Annotated in this window: 11 protein-coding genes; 10 read left to right on the plus strand and 1 reads right to left on the minus strand. The window is 56.0% G+C overall.

The features are described 5' to 3' along the window. Positions 1-8: 8 nt before the first annotated feature. Entirely contained in the window at positions 9-1,553 is a 1,545-nt protein-coding gene (locus QLG09_RS13085; RefSeq protein WP_063924705.1) for a PTS transporter subunit EIIC, read from the minus strand. A gap of 285 nt (positions 1,554-1,838) precedes the next feature. On the opposite strand from QLG09_RS13085, the gene QLG09_RS13090 reads away from it, so the two are divergent. The 10 genes from QLG09_RS13090 (at position 1,839) to der (ending at position 18,260) form a co-directional block, all read left to right on the plus strand. Beyond that, positions 1,839-6,791: an alpha-2-macroglobulin gene (locus QLG09_RS13090; protein ID WP_282488973.1), complete on the plus strand. Its 4,953-nt coding sequence runs from the start codon at positions 1,839-1,841 to the stop codon at positions 6,789-6,791. Between the two features lies 1 nt (position 6,792). Then, positions 6,793-9,117, plus strand: coding sequence for a peptidoglycan glycosyltransferase PbpC (gene pbpC, locus QLG09_RS13095; RefSeq protein WP_282488975.1), 2,325 nt, complete (start codon positions 6,793-6,795; stop codon positions 9,115-9,117). Between the two features lie 156 nt (positions 9,118-9,273). Then, on the plus strand, positions 9,274-9,705 hold the full coding sequence (ndk, locus tag QLG09_RS13100) for a nucleoside-diphosphate kinase (protein ID WP_003860625.1): 432 nt from the start codon (positions 9,274-9,276) through the stop codon (positions 9,703-9,705). Positions 9,706-9,874: 169 nt separating this feature from the next. Next, positions 9,875-11,041: a bifunctional tRNA (adenosine(37)-C2)-methyltransferase TrmG/ribosomal RNA large subunit methyltransferase RlmN gene (locus QLG09_RS13105; RefSeq protein ID WP_014171168.1), complete on the plus strand. Its 1,167-nt coding sequence runs from the start codon at positions 9,875-9,877 to the stop codon at positions 11,039-11,041. A gap of 293 nt (positions 11,042-11,334) precedes the next feature. Then, the gene (gene rodZ, locus QLG09_RS13110) at positions 11,335-12,351 is read left to right on the plus strand and encodes a cytoskeleton protein RodZ (RefSeq protein WP_049022480.1); all 1,017 of its coding nucleotides are present in this window, start codon (positions 11,335-11,337) and stop codon (positions 12,349-12,351) included. A 26-nt stretch (positions 12,352-12,377) separates the two neighbouring features. Then, entirely contained in the window at positions 12,378-13,496 is a 1,119-nt protein-coding gene (gene ispG, locus QLG09_RS13115; RefSeq protein WP_014171166.1) for a flavodoxin-dependent (E)-4-hydroxy-3-methylbut-2-enyl-diphosphate synthase, read from the plus strand. A gap of 81 nt (positions 13,497-13,577) precedes the next feature. Next, positions 13,578-14,852, plus strand: a complete 1,275-nt coding sequence (gene hisS, locus QLG09_RS13120) for a histidine--tRNA ligase (RefSeq protein ID WP_020883031.1) — start codon at positions 13,578-13,580, stop codon at positions 14,850-14,852. 13 nt (positions 14,853-14,865) lie between these two features. Next, positions 14,866-15,486 (plus strand): YfgM family protein, encoded by a 621-nt coding sequence (locus QLG09_RS13125; RefSeq protein WP_020883032.1) that lies wholly within the window; start codon positions 14,866-14,868, stop codon positions 15,484-15,486. A gap of 10 nt (positions 15,487-15,496) precedes the next feature. After that, positions 15,497-16,675, plus strand: coding sequence for an outer membrane protein assembly factor BamB (gene bamB / locus QLG09_RS13130; protein WP_014171163.1), 1,179 nt, complete (start codon positions 15,497-15,499; stop codon positions 16,673-16,675). A 112-nt stretch (positions 16,676-16,787) separates the two neighbouring features. Continuing rightward, on the plus strand, positions 16,788-18,260 hold the full coding sequence (gene der / locus QLG09_RS13135; RefSeq protein ID WP_020883033.1) for a ribosome biogenesis GTPase Der: 1,473 nt from the start codon (positions 16,788-16,790) through the stop codon (positions 18,258-18,260). Positions 18,261-18,539 lie beyond the last annotated feature (279 nt).

Genomic DNA, 18,539 nt, shown 5'->3' on the forward strand with positions numbered 1-18,539 from the left:
AGCTCCTCTCAGAGAAACGTCTCAACGGCTTCTCGCATTTTTTTGACATGCAGCCCGTAGACCACCTGAACGTTGTTACCTTGTTTGATAATCCCTTTCGCGCCGGTCGCTTTCAGACGCGGCTCGTCGATGATGGAGACATCCTTCACCGTGACGCGTAAGCGGGTGTAGCAGTTATCCACTACCTCAATGTTTTCCCGGCCTCCCAGCCCCACCACGATGGATTCACCCAGCCCGTCATTGTTCCCCTTCGCCTGATACTCCTGTTTGCTGTACAGGCGCGTCTCCTGATCGTCATCCTCGCGTCCTGGCGTCTTCATGTTGAAGCGCAGGATCAGGAAGCGGAACACCACAAAATAGAGCGCGAACATGATGAGCCCGACCACGATGTACATCGGCCAGTTGGACTTCTCCGTGCCGAGCGGCAGGTTATAAAGAATAAAATCGATAATTCCGTTAGCGCCGATGGCATGAACACCGAACAGGGAGAAAAGCATCATGCCGATGCCGGTCAGCACCGCATGTACCACAAACAGCAGCGGAGCGACGAACAGGAATGAAAACTCAATCGGCTCGGTAACGCCCACCAGCAAAGAGGTTAACGCTGCCGGGATCAGGATGGCTTTGGCTGCCGCTTTGCGCTCCGGCCTGGCGGTCATGTACATCGCCAGCGCCGCCGCGGGCAGGCCAAACATTTTGCTGATGCCGCGCGCGTCCCACACTACCGTGCTACTCAACTGCTTCACTTCCGGACAAGCCATTTCGGCGAAATAGATATTGCGTGCGCCCTGATAAACCGTGCCGCATACCTCTTGCGTCCCCCCAAGTTCGGTATACAGGAAGGGGGTATAGACCAGATGATGCAGGCCGGTCGGCACCAGAATGCGTTCCAGGAAGCCGTAAATGGCCACCCCAAAAGGCCCGGAACCTTTGATCGCCAGCGCCAGTGCGCTGATGCCATGCTGGGCAAATGGCCACAGTTCGCTCATCACGACGCCGAGCAGCATTGAAACAGGAAGCATGACGATGGCGACGAAACAGTGGCCGGAATAGATGGCCATCGCGCCGTTAAACTGTACGCCGGAGTACTTGTTGTACAAGTATCCGGACAGCGCCCCGGTCAGGATCCCGGCGAAAACGCCCATCTCCAGCACCTGCACGCCCAGCACCATACTTTGCCCGGCGGCTTTCATCTGGTCAGCGGGGGCCAGTTCGCCCTGGAGCTGCAGCGTAACGTTCATCGCGTTAATGAAAACAACAAAGGTCACCAGGCCAATCAGGGCCGCATAGCCTTTATCACGCGTAGCCAGGCCAATCGGTATCCCGACGGCAAACACCAGCGCCAGGTTAACCAGTACTGACACGGCCGATTTCGCGATAAGCTGACCAATATGCTGAATCAGCGGATGGCCGAGAAACGGCACATACTCTGCGAGGTTACCGTTCCCCAGGACGTTACCGAACGCGATAAACAGACCGACGATCGGTAAGATAAGTACCGGTCCGTACAACGATTTTCCGAAATTTTGTAGGGCGTTCACGGCTCGTTTCATGACTGTCTCTCTTAGTGAACCGCGCACTCGGGGTGCGTCTTGAGCTTAAAGCTAGCAGGCTAAAGGCGAGGTAATCCAGCTATCTTCTTGTTTTAAAAACAAATGACGTAAAAGGTAACATGTGACGTTTGCGACTGTGATCGGCATAGCAGTGCCTGAGTAAAGGCGTCGTCGCTCTGCGAGGTGCTTTCCAGATTCTAAAATTAGACTTTTTGTATTAATGAAACTTGCGGATAATACTTATCCGGAAGACGACCAACAGGCTCCATGGGCCAGGGACAAAGGATGACACCGTTTCGCTTAGCCGCGATTTCTCTCGCGCTGCTTACCACATTTTCGCTTGTCGGCTGTGATAACAGCGACGATAACTCTCAGGCTGCGGCTCCCGCAGCATCCACAGCAACGACACCGAAAGCACCGGAAAAGCCGGACGCTGAAAAGCTGGCAACGCTGGCGGCACAGAGTCAGGGCAAAGCGCTCACCCTGCTGGATACTTCAGAGGTGCAGCTTGATGGCGCGGCCACGCTGGTGCTGACCTTCTCTGTTCCGCTTAATCCCGATCAGGATTTCGCCAAAACAGTGCATGTGGTGGATAAAAAAAGCGGCAAGGTTGACGGGGCGTGGGAACTCGCACCTAACCTGAAAGAGCTACGCCTGCGCCATCTGGAGCCCAACCGCAATCTGGTTGTCACCGTTGAACGTGATTTGCAGGCGCTGAACAAAGCGACATTTGGTATCGATTACGAAAAAGCCCTGACTACCCGGGATGTTGAACCGACGGTCGGTTTTGCCAGCCGTGGCTCGCTGCTGCCGGGCAAGGTGGTGGAAGGTCTGCCGGTAATGGCGCTCAACGTCAACAATGTTGACGTGAATTTCTACCGCGTGAAGCCTGAATCCCTGGCCTCCTTTGTCAGCCAGTGGGAGTACCGTAACTCCCTGACCAATTGGGAGTCCGATAATCTGCTCAAAATGGCGGACCTGGTGTATACCGGCCGGTTTGACCTCAATCCGGCACGCAACACCCGTGAAAAACTGCTGTTGCCGCTGCGGGATATTAAGCCGCTCCAGCAGTCAGGCGTGTACATTGCGGTCATGAATCAGGCCGGGCACTATAACTACAGCAATGCCGCGACGCTCTTTACCTTAAGTGATATTGGGTTGTCCGCTCACCGTTATCATAACCGTCTGGATATTTTCACCCAGAGCCTGGAAGATGGCGCGGCGCAATCCGGCGTTACCGTCACCCTGTTGAATGATAAAGGGCAGACGCTTGCCGAAGCGAACAGCGATGCTGACGGCCACGCAAAACTTGAGACTGACAAAGAAGCCGCGCTGATTCTGGCCAGCAAAGACGGACAGACCACGCTGCTTGACCTCAAGCTTCCGGCCCTCGATCTGGCGGAGTTTGATATCGCAGGTAACCCAGGCTACAGCAAGCAATTCTTTATGTTTGGCCCGCGCGATCTCTATCGCCCTGGCGAAACGGTGATCCTCAATGGTTTGCTGCGCGACAGCGACGGTAAACCGCTTCCTGCCCAGCCGGTTAAACTAGACGTACTGCGCCCGGACGGACAGGTGGCGCGCACGGTTGTCGTCCAGCCTGAGAACGGCCTCTATCGCTTCAATTATTCCCTGGACGGCGGGGCGCAGACCGGTATGTGGCATATCCGCGCCAATACCGGCGATAACCAACAGCGCCTGTGGGATTTCCACGTTGAAGATTTTATGCCGGAGCGTATGGCGCTTAATCTGACGGGACAAAAAGCGCCGGTTTCCACCGAGGATAACGTCGACTTTAACATTGCGGGTTATTACCTGTATGGCGCACCTGCCAACGGAAATTCCCTGCAAGGCCAGCTTTTCCTGCGACCGCTGCGCGAAGCCGTCGCTGCACTGCCGGGCTTCCAGTTCGGTGATATCGCCGAAGAGAACCTGAGCCGCAGCCTGGATGAAGTTCAGCTAACCCTTGATGAACAGGGGCGCGGACAGGTCTCGACCGAAAGCCAGTGGAAAGAGGCGCATTCACCGCTGCAACTGATCCTGCAGGCCAGCCTTCTGGAATCGGGCGGTCGCCCGGTGACGCGCCGTGCTGAGCAGGCCATCTGGCCGGCGGCCGATCTGCCGGGTATCCGTCCTCAGTTTGCCAGTAAGGCCGTTTATGACTACCGCACTGACACCACCGTCAACCAGCCGATCGTGGATGAAAACGGCAATGCCAGCTTTGATATCGTCTATGCCGATGCCAGCGGGGCAAAAAAGGCGGTTTCCGGGTTACAGGTTCGCCTGATCCGTGAGCGCCGTGACTACTACTGGAACTGGTCAGAGAGCGATGGCTGGCAGTCACAGTTTGATCAGAAAGACCTGGTTGAGGGCGAGCAGGAGCTGACCCTCAAGGCCGATGAAACCGGTAAAGTGACCTTCCCGGTGGAGTGGGGCTCGTACCGTCTGGAGGTCAAAGCGCCGGACGACATGATCAGCAGCGTGCGCTTCTGGGCCGGCTATAGCTGGCAGGATAATAGCGACGGCACCGGTGCCGCTCGCCCTGACCGTGTGACCATGAAACTGGACAAGCCTTCCTATCAGCCGGGAGATACCATCCAGCTGCATATCGCTGCCCCGGCGGCGGGTAAAGGCTATGCGATGATCGAGTCCAGCGAAGGGCCGCTGTGGTGGAAAGAGATCGACGTACCGGCCAACGGGCTCGATCTCTCAATCCCGGTGGATAAGGCCTGGAAACGTCACGATCTCTATCTCAGCACGCTGGTGGTACGCCCTGGCGATAAATCCAAATCAGCGACGCCGAAACGTGCCGTCGGGTTACTGCATCTGCCGATGGGCGATGAGAATCGCCGCCTGAATGTCACGCTGGAAAATCCGCAGAAAATGCGGCCAAACCAGACGCTGTCCGTGAAGGTAAAGGCCAGCGTCAAAGAAGGCGCCGTTCCGCAGAAAGTGAATGTGCTGATCTCGGCAGTGGACAGCGGCGTGTTGAACATCACCGATTACGTTACCCCGGATCCGTGGGAAGCGTTCTTCGGTCAGAAGCGCTACGGCGCGGATATCTACGATATTTACGGTCAGGTCATTGAAGGGCAGGGCCGCATGGCTGCACTGCGCTTTGGTGGTGACGGCGATGAGCTTAAGCGCGGTGGTAAACCACCGGTGAACCACGTGACTATCATTGCCCAGCAGGCGCAGCCGGTCGAGCTCGATGCTAACGGTGAAGGGACCGTGACGCTGCCCATTGGAGACTTCAACGGCGAGCTGCGTCTGATGGCGCAGGCCTGGACGGAAGATGATTTCGGCAGCAGCGAAGGTAAAGTGATTGTCGCCGCCCCAATCATTACCGAACTGAACACGCCGCGCTTCCTGGCAAGTGGCGATACCTCACGCCTGACGCTGGATGTGACCAACCTGACGGACCAGCCGCAAACGCTGAACGTTGCTTTTACCGCTACCGGCAAGCTGTCGCTTGAGGGCGCACAGCCGCAGCCCGTGAAGTTACCGCCGGGCGCGCGCAGCACCCTGTTTATCCCGGTACGTGCACTGGATGGTTACGGTGACGGTGAAGTGACCGCTCAGGTGACCGGCCTGCAGCTGCCGGGCGAGACTTTCGCTGCACAACAGAAGAGCTGGAAAATCGGCGTTCGTCCGGCATTCCCGGCGCAGACCGTTAACACCGGTGCCATGCTGAATCCCGGTGAGTCGTGGAGTGCACCGGCGCAGCACCTTAATGGCTTCTCTCCTGCCACGCTACAGGGACAATTGCTGCTAAGCGGGAAACCGCCTCTGAATCTGGCGCGCTATATTCGTGAGCTGCAGGCATACCCGTATGGCTGTCTGGAGCAAACCACCAGTGGTCTGTTCCCGTCGCTCTACACCAACGCGGCGCAGTTGACCGCGCTTGGCATCAAAGGGGATACGGATGACAAGCGCCGTGCGGCCATTGATATCGGGATCTCCCGTCTGCTGCAGATGCAGCGTGATGACGGAGGTTTCGCGCTTTGGGATAAAAACGGTCCGGAGGAGTACTGGCTCACCGCCTATGTCACTGACTTCCTGGTTCGTGCAGGCGAGCAGGGCTACAGCGTGCCTGCTGAGGCGGTTAACAACGCCAACAGCCGCTTGCTGCGTTACCTGCAGGACCCGGGTATGATGTCCATCCGCTACAGCGATGATACCCAGGCCAGTAAATTTGCGGTGCAGGCCTATGCCGCGCTGGTGCTGGCTCGCCAGCAAAAGGCCCCGCTTGGTGCGTTGCGTGAAATCTGGGAACGTCACGGACAGGCCGCTTCCGGGCTGCCGCTGATGCAGCTGGGGATGGCGCTAAAATTGATGGGCGACGCACCGCGCAGCCAGCAGGCACTGGGTCTGGCCATCAAAACGCCGCGTAACGACAGCAAAAACTGGATGGCCGATTATGGCAGTGCGCTTCGTGATAATGCGCTGATGCTCTCTCTGCTTGAGGAGTACAAGCTTCTGCCGGATGCGCAAAATACGCTGCTGAACGCCTTGTCGGAACAAGCTTTCAGCCAGCGCTGGCTCTCGACCCAGGAGAGTAACGCCCTGTTCCTGGCCGGACGCTCGCTGCAAACTTTATCCGGCGCATGGCAGGCGCAAACGTCTCTGGCGGATACTGCATCAGGCGGTGATAAAGCCCTGGTACAGAACGTGAACGGCGACCAGCTTGGCGCGCTGCAGGTGACAAATACCGGTAGCACACCGCTGTGGGTACGCCTTGATAGCACCGGTTATCCGGCATCTGCACCTCAGCCATCGTCTAACGTGCTGCAGATTGAGCGCCATATTCTGGCAACCGACGGCAGCACAAAGTCGCTCACGTCACTGAAGAGCGGCGAGCTGGTGCTGGTATGGCTTGAAGTGAAGGCCAGCCAGAACGTGCCGGATGCGCTGGTTGTCGATCTCCTCCCGGCGGGACTGGAACTGGAAAACCAGAACCTGGCGAGCAGCAGCGCCAGCCTGCAGGACAGCGGCAGCGAAGTGCAGAACCTGCTCAGTCAGATGCAGCAGGCGGATATTCAGCATATGGAATTCCGCGACGATCGCTTTGTGGCGGCGGTGCCGGTTAACGAAGGGCAGCCGGTCACGCTGGTTTATCTGGCGCGCGCCGTGACGCCGGGAACCTATGAGGTGCCGGTCCCGATGGTGGAGTCTATGTATGTTCCGCAGTGGCGGGCAACAGGTGCGGCCAGTGGCCCGCTGATTGTTGTACCGTAATATGCGGCTTGTACGTCTGATACGCTCCCGCTGGCTGTGGCTGGCGGGAGCGCTTCTCGTTTTATGGGGGCTGATCCTGGCCGCTGATCGCCTGTGGCCGTTGCCTCTGAAAGAGGTCAACCCCGCACGGGTGGTGGTGGACGAAAAGGGCACGCCGCTCTGGCGTTTTGCCGACAGCGAAGGGATCTGGCGCTATCCGGTCACTCTCGAAGAGGTTTCTCCCCGCTATCTTGAAGCCTTGATCCAGTATGAAGATCGCTGGTTCTGGGACCATCCAGGCGTGAATCCGTTCTCTGTGCTGCGCGCCGCCTGGCAGGATCTTACCTCCGGGAGGGTTGTCTCAGGCGGCAGCACGCTCACTATGCAGGTGGCGCGCCTGCTGGATCCGCATTCGCGCACTTTTGGTGGCAAAATTCGTCAGCTCTGGCGAGCCATGCAGCTTGAGTGGCACCTCTCTAAGCGCGACATCCTCACGCTTTATCTTAACCGCGCCCCATTTGGCGGTACGCTGCAGGGGATTGGTGCGGCAAGCTGGACCTATCTCGGCAAACCGCCTTCGCAGCTCAGCTATTCCGAAGCGGCGCTGCTCGCCGTATTGCCGCAGGCGCCAAGCCGGTTGCGTCCTGACCGCTGGCCGGAACGTGCAGAAGCGGCACGCAACAAAGTGCTCGACCGGATGGTGACGCAGGGCGTCTGGCCGGCAAGCCAGGTTAAGGAGTCTCGTGAAGAAGCGGTATGGCTGGCGCCCCGGCAAATGCCGCAGCTGGCACCGCTCTTTTCGCGCATGATGCTCAGCAAAAGTCGCGATACTAAAATTGTGACTACCTTAGATGCGTCCCTGCAGCGGCAGCTTGAAGAACTGGCGATGAACTGGAAATCCCGCCTGCCGGCACGCAGTTCGCTGGCAATGATCGTCGTCGATCACACGGATATGAAAGTGCGTGGCTGGGTGGGATCGGTCGACATTAACGATGACACCCGGTTTAGCCATGTGGATATGGTGAATGCGATCCGATCGCCGGGATCGGTGCTCAAACCCTTTATCTACGGTATGGCGCTGGACGACGGTTTGATCCACCCGGCATCGCTGCTCCAGGATGTTCCAAGAAAAACGGGGGATTATCGCCCGGGTAATTTCGACAGTGGGTTTCATGGGCCGGTGAGTATGAGTGAAGCGCTGGTACGCTCTCTTAATCTGCCCGCCGTGCAGGTGCTCGAGGCATACGGACCAAAACGTTTTGCTGCGATGTTGAGTAATGCAGGTTTGCCGCTGATTTTACCTGCTGGCGCACAGCCGAATTTATCGCTGATCCTGGGGGGGGCAGGGGCGCGGCTGGCCGATATCACCGCGGCCTATAGCGCGTTCGCCCGACACGGTAAAGCGGGCCGGCTGCGCTTACAGCCAGGCGATCCCCTGTCAGAGCGGCCGTTGTTATCCCAGGGGGCGGCGTGGATCATTCGCCGTATTCTGGCCAATGAGGCGCAGCCGCTGCCGGACAATGCGCTGCCTCAGGTGGTACCTCTGGCATGGAAAACGGGAACCAGCTATGGCTACCGTGACGCATGGGCGGTAGGGCTGAATGCCCGTTACGTTATTGGGATCTGGACCGGACGACCGGACGGCACGCCTGTGGCGGGTCAGTTTGGGTTTGCGAGCGCGGTACCTCTGCTTAACCAGGTGAATAATGTACTGCAGTCTGGTTCAACGCTCGATCAGGCGCGTCTGCCACGCGACCCGCGTCCTGACGGTGTGGGGCGCGGCGTCATCTGTTGGCCGGGCGGCCAGTCGCTGCCGGAAGGGAGCGAAAATTGCCGTCGTCGCCTGGCGACCTGGCTGCTGGACGGCAGCGAGCCGCCGACATTGCTCCTACCGGAACAGGAAGGTATTCGCGGGATCCGTTTCCCGGTCTGGCTGGATAAAGAGGGCAAACGCGTGGCGGCAGACTGCCCGGATGCGACCGAGAAAGTTCTGGATGTCTGGCCGCTGCCGCTGGAACCTTGGCTGCCTGCAGCCGAGCGGCGCTCAGCACGGATCCCTTCGCCATCGGCTACCTGTCCGCCCTTGTCGCAGGACTCACCTGCACCGCTGATGTTGACTGGCGTGCGTGAAGGCGCGGTTATCAAGCGTCTGCCGGGGGAATCCCGCGTCTCGTTACCGCTACAGGCCACCGGCAATAGCGGTGAACGCTGGTGGTTTTTGAATGGCGAACCGCTGGCGGTGAAGAGCCGGGTTTACACCTTGCAGCTTGATAAATCAGGCGATTATCAGGTGCTGGTGATGGATGAAGCGGGGCAGGTGGCGACGGTGAATTTCACGCTGCAGTAGCGTTAAACGTCTCTTCTGCTGTGAGCTGTTGCTAATCTTCGTCTCATTTTAAAAAAATGTTACCTGAATCCATAGGCAATGGCGCTATTGCTCATTATAATCCGCGCCACACCATACTCAGGTATGAAAAACAACAGAACATTTACAGAGGTTATCATGGCTATTGAACGTACTTTTTCCATCATCAAACCAAACGCGGTGGCAAAAAACGTTATTGGCAGCATCTTTGCTCGCTTTGAATCAGCAGGGTTCAAAATCGTTGGCACCAAAATGCTGCACCTGACCGTTGAGCAGGCTCGCGGTTTCTACGCTGAGCACGAAGGTCGTCCATTCTTCGACGGTCTGGTTGAGTTCATGACTTCTGGCCCGATCGTTGTATCCGTACTGGAAGGCGAAAACGCAGTACAGCGTCACCGTGACCTGCTGGGTGCGACCAACCCGGATAACGCACTGGCTGGTACCCTGCGCGCTGACTATGCAGACAGCTTCACCGAGAACGGTACCCACGGTTCCGATTCTGTTGAATCTGCCGCTCGTGAAATCGCGTTCTTCTTCGCTGAAGGCGAAGTGTGTCCACGTACCCGTTAATTTAACGGTTTCGTTTACACATTATTTTCGTAAATGCCGCGTGCAGACGTGGCATCCCTGCGCCAGACTTTGTACAATGCAACGCCCCGGACGAGCAGACTGCTTTCCGGGGCGTTTCTTTTCAACCCTCCATGGGCCATAACGTGTAACAACGAGGCCGGAAAAAATTATGTCTGAATTAGTGAATACCTCCGAAGTCGCCATTCCTGCGGTTCCAAATAAAAATGGAAAAATTAACCTGCTGGATCTGAACCGTCAGCAGATGCGCGAGTTCTTTAAAGAGATGGGCGAGAAGCCGTTTCGTGCCGATCAGGTCATGAAATGGATGTACCACTATTGCAGCGACAACTTTGATGACATGACTGACATCAACAAAGTGCTGCGCAATAAGCTCAAAGAAGTGGCTGAAATCCGTGCACCAGAAGTGGTGGAGGAGCAGCGCTCTGCCGATGGCACCATCAAATGGGCGATTGCCGTTGGCGATCAGCGCGTTGAAACCGTCTACATCCCGGAAGAAGACCGCGCCACGCTGTGCGTCTCCTCTCAGGTGGGCTGTGCGCTGGAGTGCAAGTTCTGCTCAACCGCTCAACAGGGATTCAACCGTAACCTGCGCGTGTCTGAAATTATCGGCCAGGTGTGGCGTGCGGCGAAAATCGTCGGTGCGGCGAAAGTGACCGGGACCCGTCCAATCACCAACGTAGTGATGATGGGCATGGGCGAGCCACTGCTGAACCTGACCAACGTCGTTCCGGCGATGGAAATCATGCTGGATGACTTCGGCTTTGGTCTGTCCAAGCGTCGCGTAACGCTGTCGACGTCAGGCGTAGTGCCTGCACTGGACAAGCTGGGCGATATGATTGACGTTGCGCTGGCGATCTCCCTGCATGCACCGAACGACGAAATCCGTGACGAAATTGTACCCATCAACAAAAAGTACAATATCGAAACTTTCCTCGCCGCCGTGCGTCGCTACCTGGAGAAATCCAACGCGAACCAGGGCCGCGTGACGATCGAGTATGTCATGCTCGATCATGTAAACGACGGTACCGAGCATGCGCATCAGCTGGCTGAACTGCTGAAAGATACGCCGTGCAAAATCAACCTGATTCCATGGAACCCGTTCCCGGGCGCGCCTTATGGTCGTAGCTCGAACAGCCGTATCGACCGTTTCTCCAAGGTGCTGATGGAGTATGGTTTCACCACTATCGTGCGTAAAACCCGTGGTGATGATATCGATGCTGCATGCGGACAGCTGGCAGGTGATGTGATTGACCGTACCAAACGTACCCTGCGTAAACGTATGCAGGGCGAGACGATTGCGGTCAAAGCTGTTTGATTCTTATGCACTCACGGCGCATTATTTGCGCCGTGAAGCATAATCTTACTGAATAATCAGTCAGATTCGTGATGACTGATCAATAATTACGGTGCGTTTCATCCGACTTTCGGGCAGTATGTAACGACGTAACAACAGTTTATCCTGACGGGCAGGGCTGTGCTGTCATCTCCGGGCTGACAGTCTTATACTGTCTGTTCAAGGTTAACTGATCAGAACTTTCGCGGTGCGGGTGGCATTGTGACTTACCGGCACCTGAACCCTTTTTTTTCACGTACCAGTAGTTGTAGCGAATGAATACTGAAGCCACTCACGACCAACATGAAGCACTCTCCACTGGCGTTCGTCTTCGCAACGCCCGTGAACAACTCGGACTCAGCCAGCAAGCCGTTGCAGAACGCTTATGTCTGAAGGTTTCCACGGTTCGCGATATTGAAGAAGATAAGGCTCCGGCCGATCTGGCTTCAACATTTCTGCGTGGTTACATCCGCTCTTATGCAAAACTGGTGCATATCCCTGAAGAAGAATTACTGCCAATGATGGAGAAGCAGGCACCGGTCCGCGCAGCAAAAGTTGCGCCGATGCAGACCTTCTCCCTGGGAAAACGTCGTAAAAAACGTGATGGCTGGCTGATGAGCTTTACCTGGCTGGTGCTGTTTGTGGTGATCGGCCTGACGGGCGCATGGTGGTGGCAAAACCACAAGGCGCAGCAGGAAGAGATCACCACCATGGCCGATCAATCCTCCGCCGAGCTCAATCAGTCCGGCAATGACAACGCTCAGAGCGTGCCGCTGAATACCGAAGGTGCTGCCACCTCCAGCGAGCCGCAGACTGCCGCGACCGATGCGCCTGCAACCGATGCCGGGCAGGCACCCGCCGCAACGGCTAATACCCCTGCGCCTCAGGCTCAGGATCAAAACGCGGTGGTTGCCCCTTCTCAGGCAAACGTGGATACCGCGACCAACGCGCCAGCGGCCACTCAGCCTGCGGACAACGGTGCTGCGTCACTTCCAACCAACCCGGCCGGAACGGCTGCGCCGGCGGCGGACCCAAATGCGCTGGTGATGAACTTCTCTGCTGACTGCTGGCTGGAAGTGACCGATGCGACAGGTAAAAAACTGTTCAGCGGTCTGCAGCGTAAAGATGGCACGTTAAACCTAACCGGCCAGGCACCGTATAAACTTAAAATCGGCGCTCCGGCAGCAGTACAGATCCAGTATCAAGGAAAACCTGTCGACCTGAGCCGCTTTATCAGAACTAACCAGGTTGCGCGTCTTACCGTTAATGCCGAACAATCAGCAGCACAGTAACAGACGGGCAACGCGGGAGATTTTTCATGCATAACCAGGCTCCGATTCAACGTAGAAAATCGAAACGGATTTACGTTGGTAATGTGCCAATCGGCGATGGGGCTCCTATCGCCGTCCAGTCGATGACCAACACGCGCACCACAGACGTGGAAGCGACGGTCAATCAGATCAAAGCGTTAGAGCGTGTAGGCGCGGACATTGTTCGCGTCTCCGTGCCGACAATGGATGCCGCTGAGGCGTTCAAACTGATCAAACAGCAGGTCAGCGTTCCGCTGGTTGCTGATATCCACTTCGATTACCGCATTGCGCTGAAAGTTGCTGAATATGGCGTCGACTGCCTGCGTATTAACCCGGGCAACATCGGTAACGAAGAGCGTATCCGTATGGTGGTGGATTGCGCCCGCGATAAAAATATTCCTATCCGTATCGGCGTCAACGCCGGTTCCCTGGAAAAAGATCTGCAGGAAAAATACGGTGAGCCAACGCCGCAGGCACTGCTTGAATCCGCGATGCGTCACGTTGATCATCTTGATCGTCTGAACTTTGATCAGTTCAAAGTCAGCGTAAAAGCCTCAGATGTGTTCCTGGCAGTAGAGTCTTATCGCCTGCTGGCAAAACAGATCGATCAGCCTTTGCACCTCGGGATTACGGAAGCCGGTGGCCTTCGTAGCGGTTCCGTTAAATCGGCGATCGGTCTGGGGCTGCTGCTCTCGGAAGGGATCGGTGACACCCTGCGCGTTTCGCTGGCGGCCGATCCGGTAGAAGAGATCAAAGTCGGTTTCGATATCCTCAAATCACTGCGTATCCGCGCACGTGGGATCAACTTCATTGCCTGCCCAACCTGTTCACGTCAGGAATTTGACGTGATTGGCACGGTGAATGCGCTTGAGCAACGTCTGGAAGATATCATCACCCCGATGGACGTCTCCATCATCGGGTGCGTGGTGAACGGTCCGGGTGAAGCCCTGGTGTCAACGCTCGGCGTCACCGGCGGTAACAAGAAAAGTGGTCTCTATGAAGATGGCGTGCGTAAAGATCGTCTGGATAATAGTGATATGATCGACCAGCTTGAAGCCCGCATCCGTGCCAAAGCAACAATGATGGATGAAGCGCAGCGCATCAGCATTCAGCAGGTTGAAAAATAACGTGATGGGAAGCGTGGCGCTTCCCATGTATGATTGAACCCATTCTTTGGGTTCTTTTTTGTATATAGAAAGAGAATAAACGTGGCAAAAAACATTCAAGCCATCCGCGGCATGAACGATTATCTGCCTGGCGAAACCGCCATCTGGCAGCGCATTGAAGGCACACTCAAACAGGTGCTCGGCAGCTACGGTTACAGCGAAATCCGTTTGCCGATTGTAGAGCAGACCCCGTTATTCAAACGCGCGATCGGCGAAGTGACCGACGTGGTTGAAAAAGAGATGTACACCTTTGAGGACCGCAACGGCGACAGCCTGACACTGCGTCCGGAAGGTACGGCGGGCTGCGTACGCGCCGGCATCGAACATGGTCTCCTGTACAATCAGGAGCAGCGCCTGTGGTATATCGGCCCGATGTTCCGCCACGAACGTCCACAGAAAGGTCGTTATCGCCAGTTCAACCAGTTGGGTGTGGAAGTCTTTGGCCTGCAGGGCCCGGACATTGACGCCGAACTGATTATGCTGACTGCCCGCTGGTGGCGTGCGCTCGGCATTGCTGAGCACGTCTCACTGGAACTGAACTCCATCGGTTCTCTGGAAGCACGTGCGAACTACCGTGACGCACTGGTTGCGTTCCTGGAGCAGCACAAAGAGAAGCTGGACGAAGACTGCAAACGTCGTATGTACAGCAACCCACTGCGCGTGCTGGATTCCAAAAACCCTGACGTACAGGCGCTGTTGAACGATGCACCTGCATTGGGCGACTACCTGGACGAAGCGTCACGTGAGCACTTTGCGGGTCTGTGCAAACTGCTGGAAGCCGCGGGCATTGCTTATACCGTGAACCAGCGTCTGGTGCGCGGTCTGGACTACTACAACCGCACCGTGTTCGAGTGGGTGACATCCAGCCTCGGTTCCCAGGGCACCGTGTGTGCCGGCGGTCGTTATGACGGTCTGGTTGAGCAGCTTGGTGGTCGTCCAGCCCCTGGCGTTGGCTTCGCCATGGGTCTTGAGCGACTTGTTTTGCTGGTTCAGGCAGTTAATCCGGAATTTAAAGCAGATTCCGTTGTCGATATATACCTGGTAGCCTCAGGCGCGGAAACGCAGCCTGCGGCAATGCAGCTTGCGGAACGCGTGCGTGATGCACTGCCGGACGTGAAGCTGATGACCAACCATGGCGGCGGCAACTTCAAAAAACAGTTTGCTCGTGCCGATAAATGGGGCGCAAGTATTGCACTGGTGCTGGGCGAGTCCGAAGTGGCTAACGGCGAAGTGGTTGTGAAAGACCTGCGCTCGGGTGAGCAGACAACGGTAACGCAGGACGGCGTTGCGGCGCACTTGCGCACTCTATTGGGCTAAGGAGAAGGACTGCGTGGAAATTTACGAGAACGAACACGATCAGGTCGACGCGATTAAACGCTTCTTTGTCGAAAACGGCAAGGCGCTGGTTGTTGGGGTTATTTTAGGTGTCGGTGCGCTGGTAGGCTGGCGTTACTGGAACAGTCATCAGGCGGACTCCGCGCGTGACGCGTCGCTGTCGTATGAAAATACCGTTAGCGCAATCCGTGCCGATCAGCCGCAAACGCTGACGGCGGCAGAGAAATTTGCCGCTGACAACAAAAACACCTACGGTGCGCTGGCCGCACTGGAAGTGGCGCAGCAGTACGTTGATAAGAACGAACTGGATAAAGCCGCTAGCCTGCTGTCACAAGGGCTAACCGCCGCCAGTGATGAAAATCTGAAAGCGGTAATCAATCTGCGCCTGGCTCGTATTCAGGTTCAGCAGAAAAAAGCTGACGATGCGCTGAAAACGCTCGATACCATCAAAGGCGAAGGTTTTGCTGCCATTGTTGCCGATCTGCGCGGTGAAGCACTGCTGAGCAAAGGTGACAAAGCGGGCGCGCGTAAAGCGTGGCAAGCTGGCGTAGAGAGCAAAGCTTCACCTGCGCTGAGCGAAATGATGCAGATGAAAATAAATAATTTGTCCGTCTGAGAGGGACCCGATGCAATTGCGTAAATTACTTCTGCCAGGACTGCTTTCTGTTACGTTATTGAGTGGCTGTTCACTGTTCAGTGGCGAAGAAGACGTTGTGAAAATGTCCCCACTGCCGACTGTTGAAAACCAGTTTACCCCGTCCACCGCGTGGAGCACCTCCGTGGGCGATGGTATTGGTGATTTTTATTCCAACCTGCACCCGGCTTTTGCCGACAGCGTTATCTATGCGGCTGACCGCAAAGGTACCGTGAAGGCGGTTAACGCCGATGACGGGAAAGAAGTGTGGTCGGTTAACCTGGCGGAAAAAGACGGCTGGTTCTCTCGTAAACCGGCACTGCTTTCTGGCGGTCTGACCGTTGCCGGTGGGCATGTGTACGTGGGTAGCGAAAAAGCCCAGGTCTATGCTCTCAACACCAGCGATGGTTCTGTTGCATGGCAAACCTCCGTGGCCGGTGAGTCTCTGTCTCGTCCGGTCGTGAGCGACGGTATGGTACTGATCCACACCAGCAACGGCCAGCTGCAGGCGTTGAACGAAGCCGATGGTCTGGTGAAATGGACCGTGAACCTGGATATGCCTTCCTTGTCCCTGCGCGGTGAATCTGCGCCGGCTACCGCCTTTGGTGCTGCCATTGTTGGCGGTGACAACGGTCGTGTAAGCGCGGTACTGATGCAGCAAGGTCAGATGATCTGGCAGCAGCGTATTTCTCAGGCGACAGGCTCAACGGAAATCGATCGTCTGAGCGATGTCGACACGACCCCGGTTATCGTAGACGGTGTGGTTTACGCACTGGCCTATAACGGTAACCTGACCGCGCTGGATCTGCGCAGCGGCCAGGTCATGTGGAAACGTGAACTGGGCTCGGTAAATGATTTCGTGGTTGATGGCAACCGTATCTATATGGTCGATCAGAACGACCGTCTGCTGGCGCTCAGCACCGAAGGTGGTGTTACGCTGTGGACGCAAAGCGATCTGCTGCACCGTCTGCTGACCGCACCAGCACTGTATAACGGTAGCCTGGTGGTGGGTGATAGCGAAGGGTATATGCACTGGATTGACCCGGACAACGGTCGTTTTGTTGCTCAGCAAAAAGTCGACAGCTCAGGTTTCCTGACGGAACCGGTCGTGGCTGACGGCAAACTGCTGATTCAGGCAAAAGACGGCACGCTGTACGCGATCACGCGTTAATTACCCAGCGGTTGTAGTATACTAAACGGCTCCTGTTCACTCAGGAGCCGTTTTGACATTTTTAAAAACGCCGCAAATGCGACGTTTATTTGAATTTTATGAGGCTTCAAACATGGTACCTGTGGTCGCGCTTGTCGGGCGCCCTAACGTTGGAAAATCCACTCTTTTTAACCGTTTAACACGCACCCGTGATGCGCTGGTTGCGGATTTCCCGGGGCTGACGCGTGACCGTAAGTACGGTCGTGCAGAAGTAGAAGGACGCGAGTTCATCTGTATTGATACCGGTGGTATTGACGGGACAGAAGATGGTGTTGAAACCCGCATGGCGGAACAGTCGCTGCTGGCGATTGAAGAAGCAGACGTGGTTCTGTTTATGGTGGACGCTCGCGCTGGCCTGATGCCGGCGGACTCCGCTATTGCGAAACATCTGCGCTCGCGTGAAAAACCCACTTTCCTGGTGGCGAACAAAACTGACGGTATTGATGCAGACCAGGCGGTTGCGGATTTCTGGTCTTTAGGTCTGGGCGAAATCTACCCGATCGCGGCATCTCATGGCCGTGGCGTGACCAGCCTGCTGGAAACCGTTCTGCTGCCGTGGGTTGATGAAGTTAACCCGCCGGAAGAGATCGATGAAGACGCCGAATATTGGGCGCAGTTCGAAGACGGCGAAGCGGGCGAGGAAGAGCCTGAAGACGACTTCAACCCACAGGATCTGCCGATCAAACTGGCTATCGTGGGCCGTCCAAACGTAGGTAAGTCTACACTTACTAACCGTATCCTCGGCGAAGAGCGTGTGGTCGTTTACGACATGCCGGGCACCACCCGCGACAGTATTTATATCCCGATGCAGCGCGATGAGCGTGAGTATGTGCTCATTGATACCGCAGGCGTACGTAAGCGCGGGAAAATCACCGATGTGGTGGAAAAATTCTCCGTTATCAAAACCCTGCAGGCGATTGAAGATGCCAACGTGGTCATGCTGGTCATCGATGCGCGTGAAGGTATCTCCGATCAGGACCTTTCTCTGCTCGGCTTCATTCTGAATAGTGGGCGCTCACTCGTTATCGTGGTCAACAAATGGGATGGCCTGAGTAATGAGGTGAGAGAGCAGGTGAAAGAGACGCTCGACTTCCGTCTGGGCTTTATCGACTTTGCCCGCGTGCACTTTATCTCTGCGTTACACGGCAGTGGTGTAGGTAATCTGTTTGAGTCCGTGCGTGAAGCGTACGACAGCTCCACCCGTCGTCAGAGCACCGCCATGCTGACCCGTATCATGAACATGGCAGCAGAAGACCATCAGCCGCCGCTAGTGCGTGGTCGTCGCGTGAAGCTGAAATATGCTCACGCCGGTGGTTATAACCCACCAATCGTGGTGATTCACGGCAACCAGGTTAAAGACCTGCCGGATTCCTACAAGCGCTATCTGATGAACTACTTCCGTAAATCACTGGACGTAATGGGCACGCCAATCCGCATCCAGTTCAAGGAAGGGGAGAACCCGTTCGCCAACAAGCGCAATACTCTGACGCCAAACCAGATGCGTAAGCGTAAGCGTTTGATTAAGCACATTAAGAAAAGCAAATAAGCTTTGCCGTTCTTTCTGAAGCCCGCGTTGATCGCGGGCTTTTTTTCGCCCACTCATACCGCCAGTCCTCTCTGTGTGATGTCAATCACTATTCACTTTTAACCAAGTTTAAATCTAAGAAAGTAGACAATCATCGAATTTTCATCTTAAAGTCCAGGGTCCGGTACTAGACAAAACTAGCGACTGGTTATCAAATGGTTAACTAACTTTTCGCCGCATGTAAAAAATCGGTCAGATACGTAACTGGCCGGCGTACATGCTGGTGTTTACAAGCACGAC

Source organism: Enterobacter sp. V89_11, assembly GCF_029967775.1.
GTDB lineage: Bacteria > Pseudomonadota > Gammaproteobacteria > Enterobacterales > Enterobacteriaceae > Enterobacter > Enterobacter ludwigii.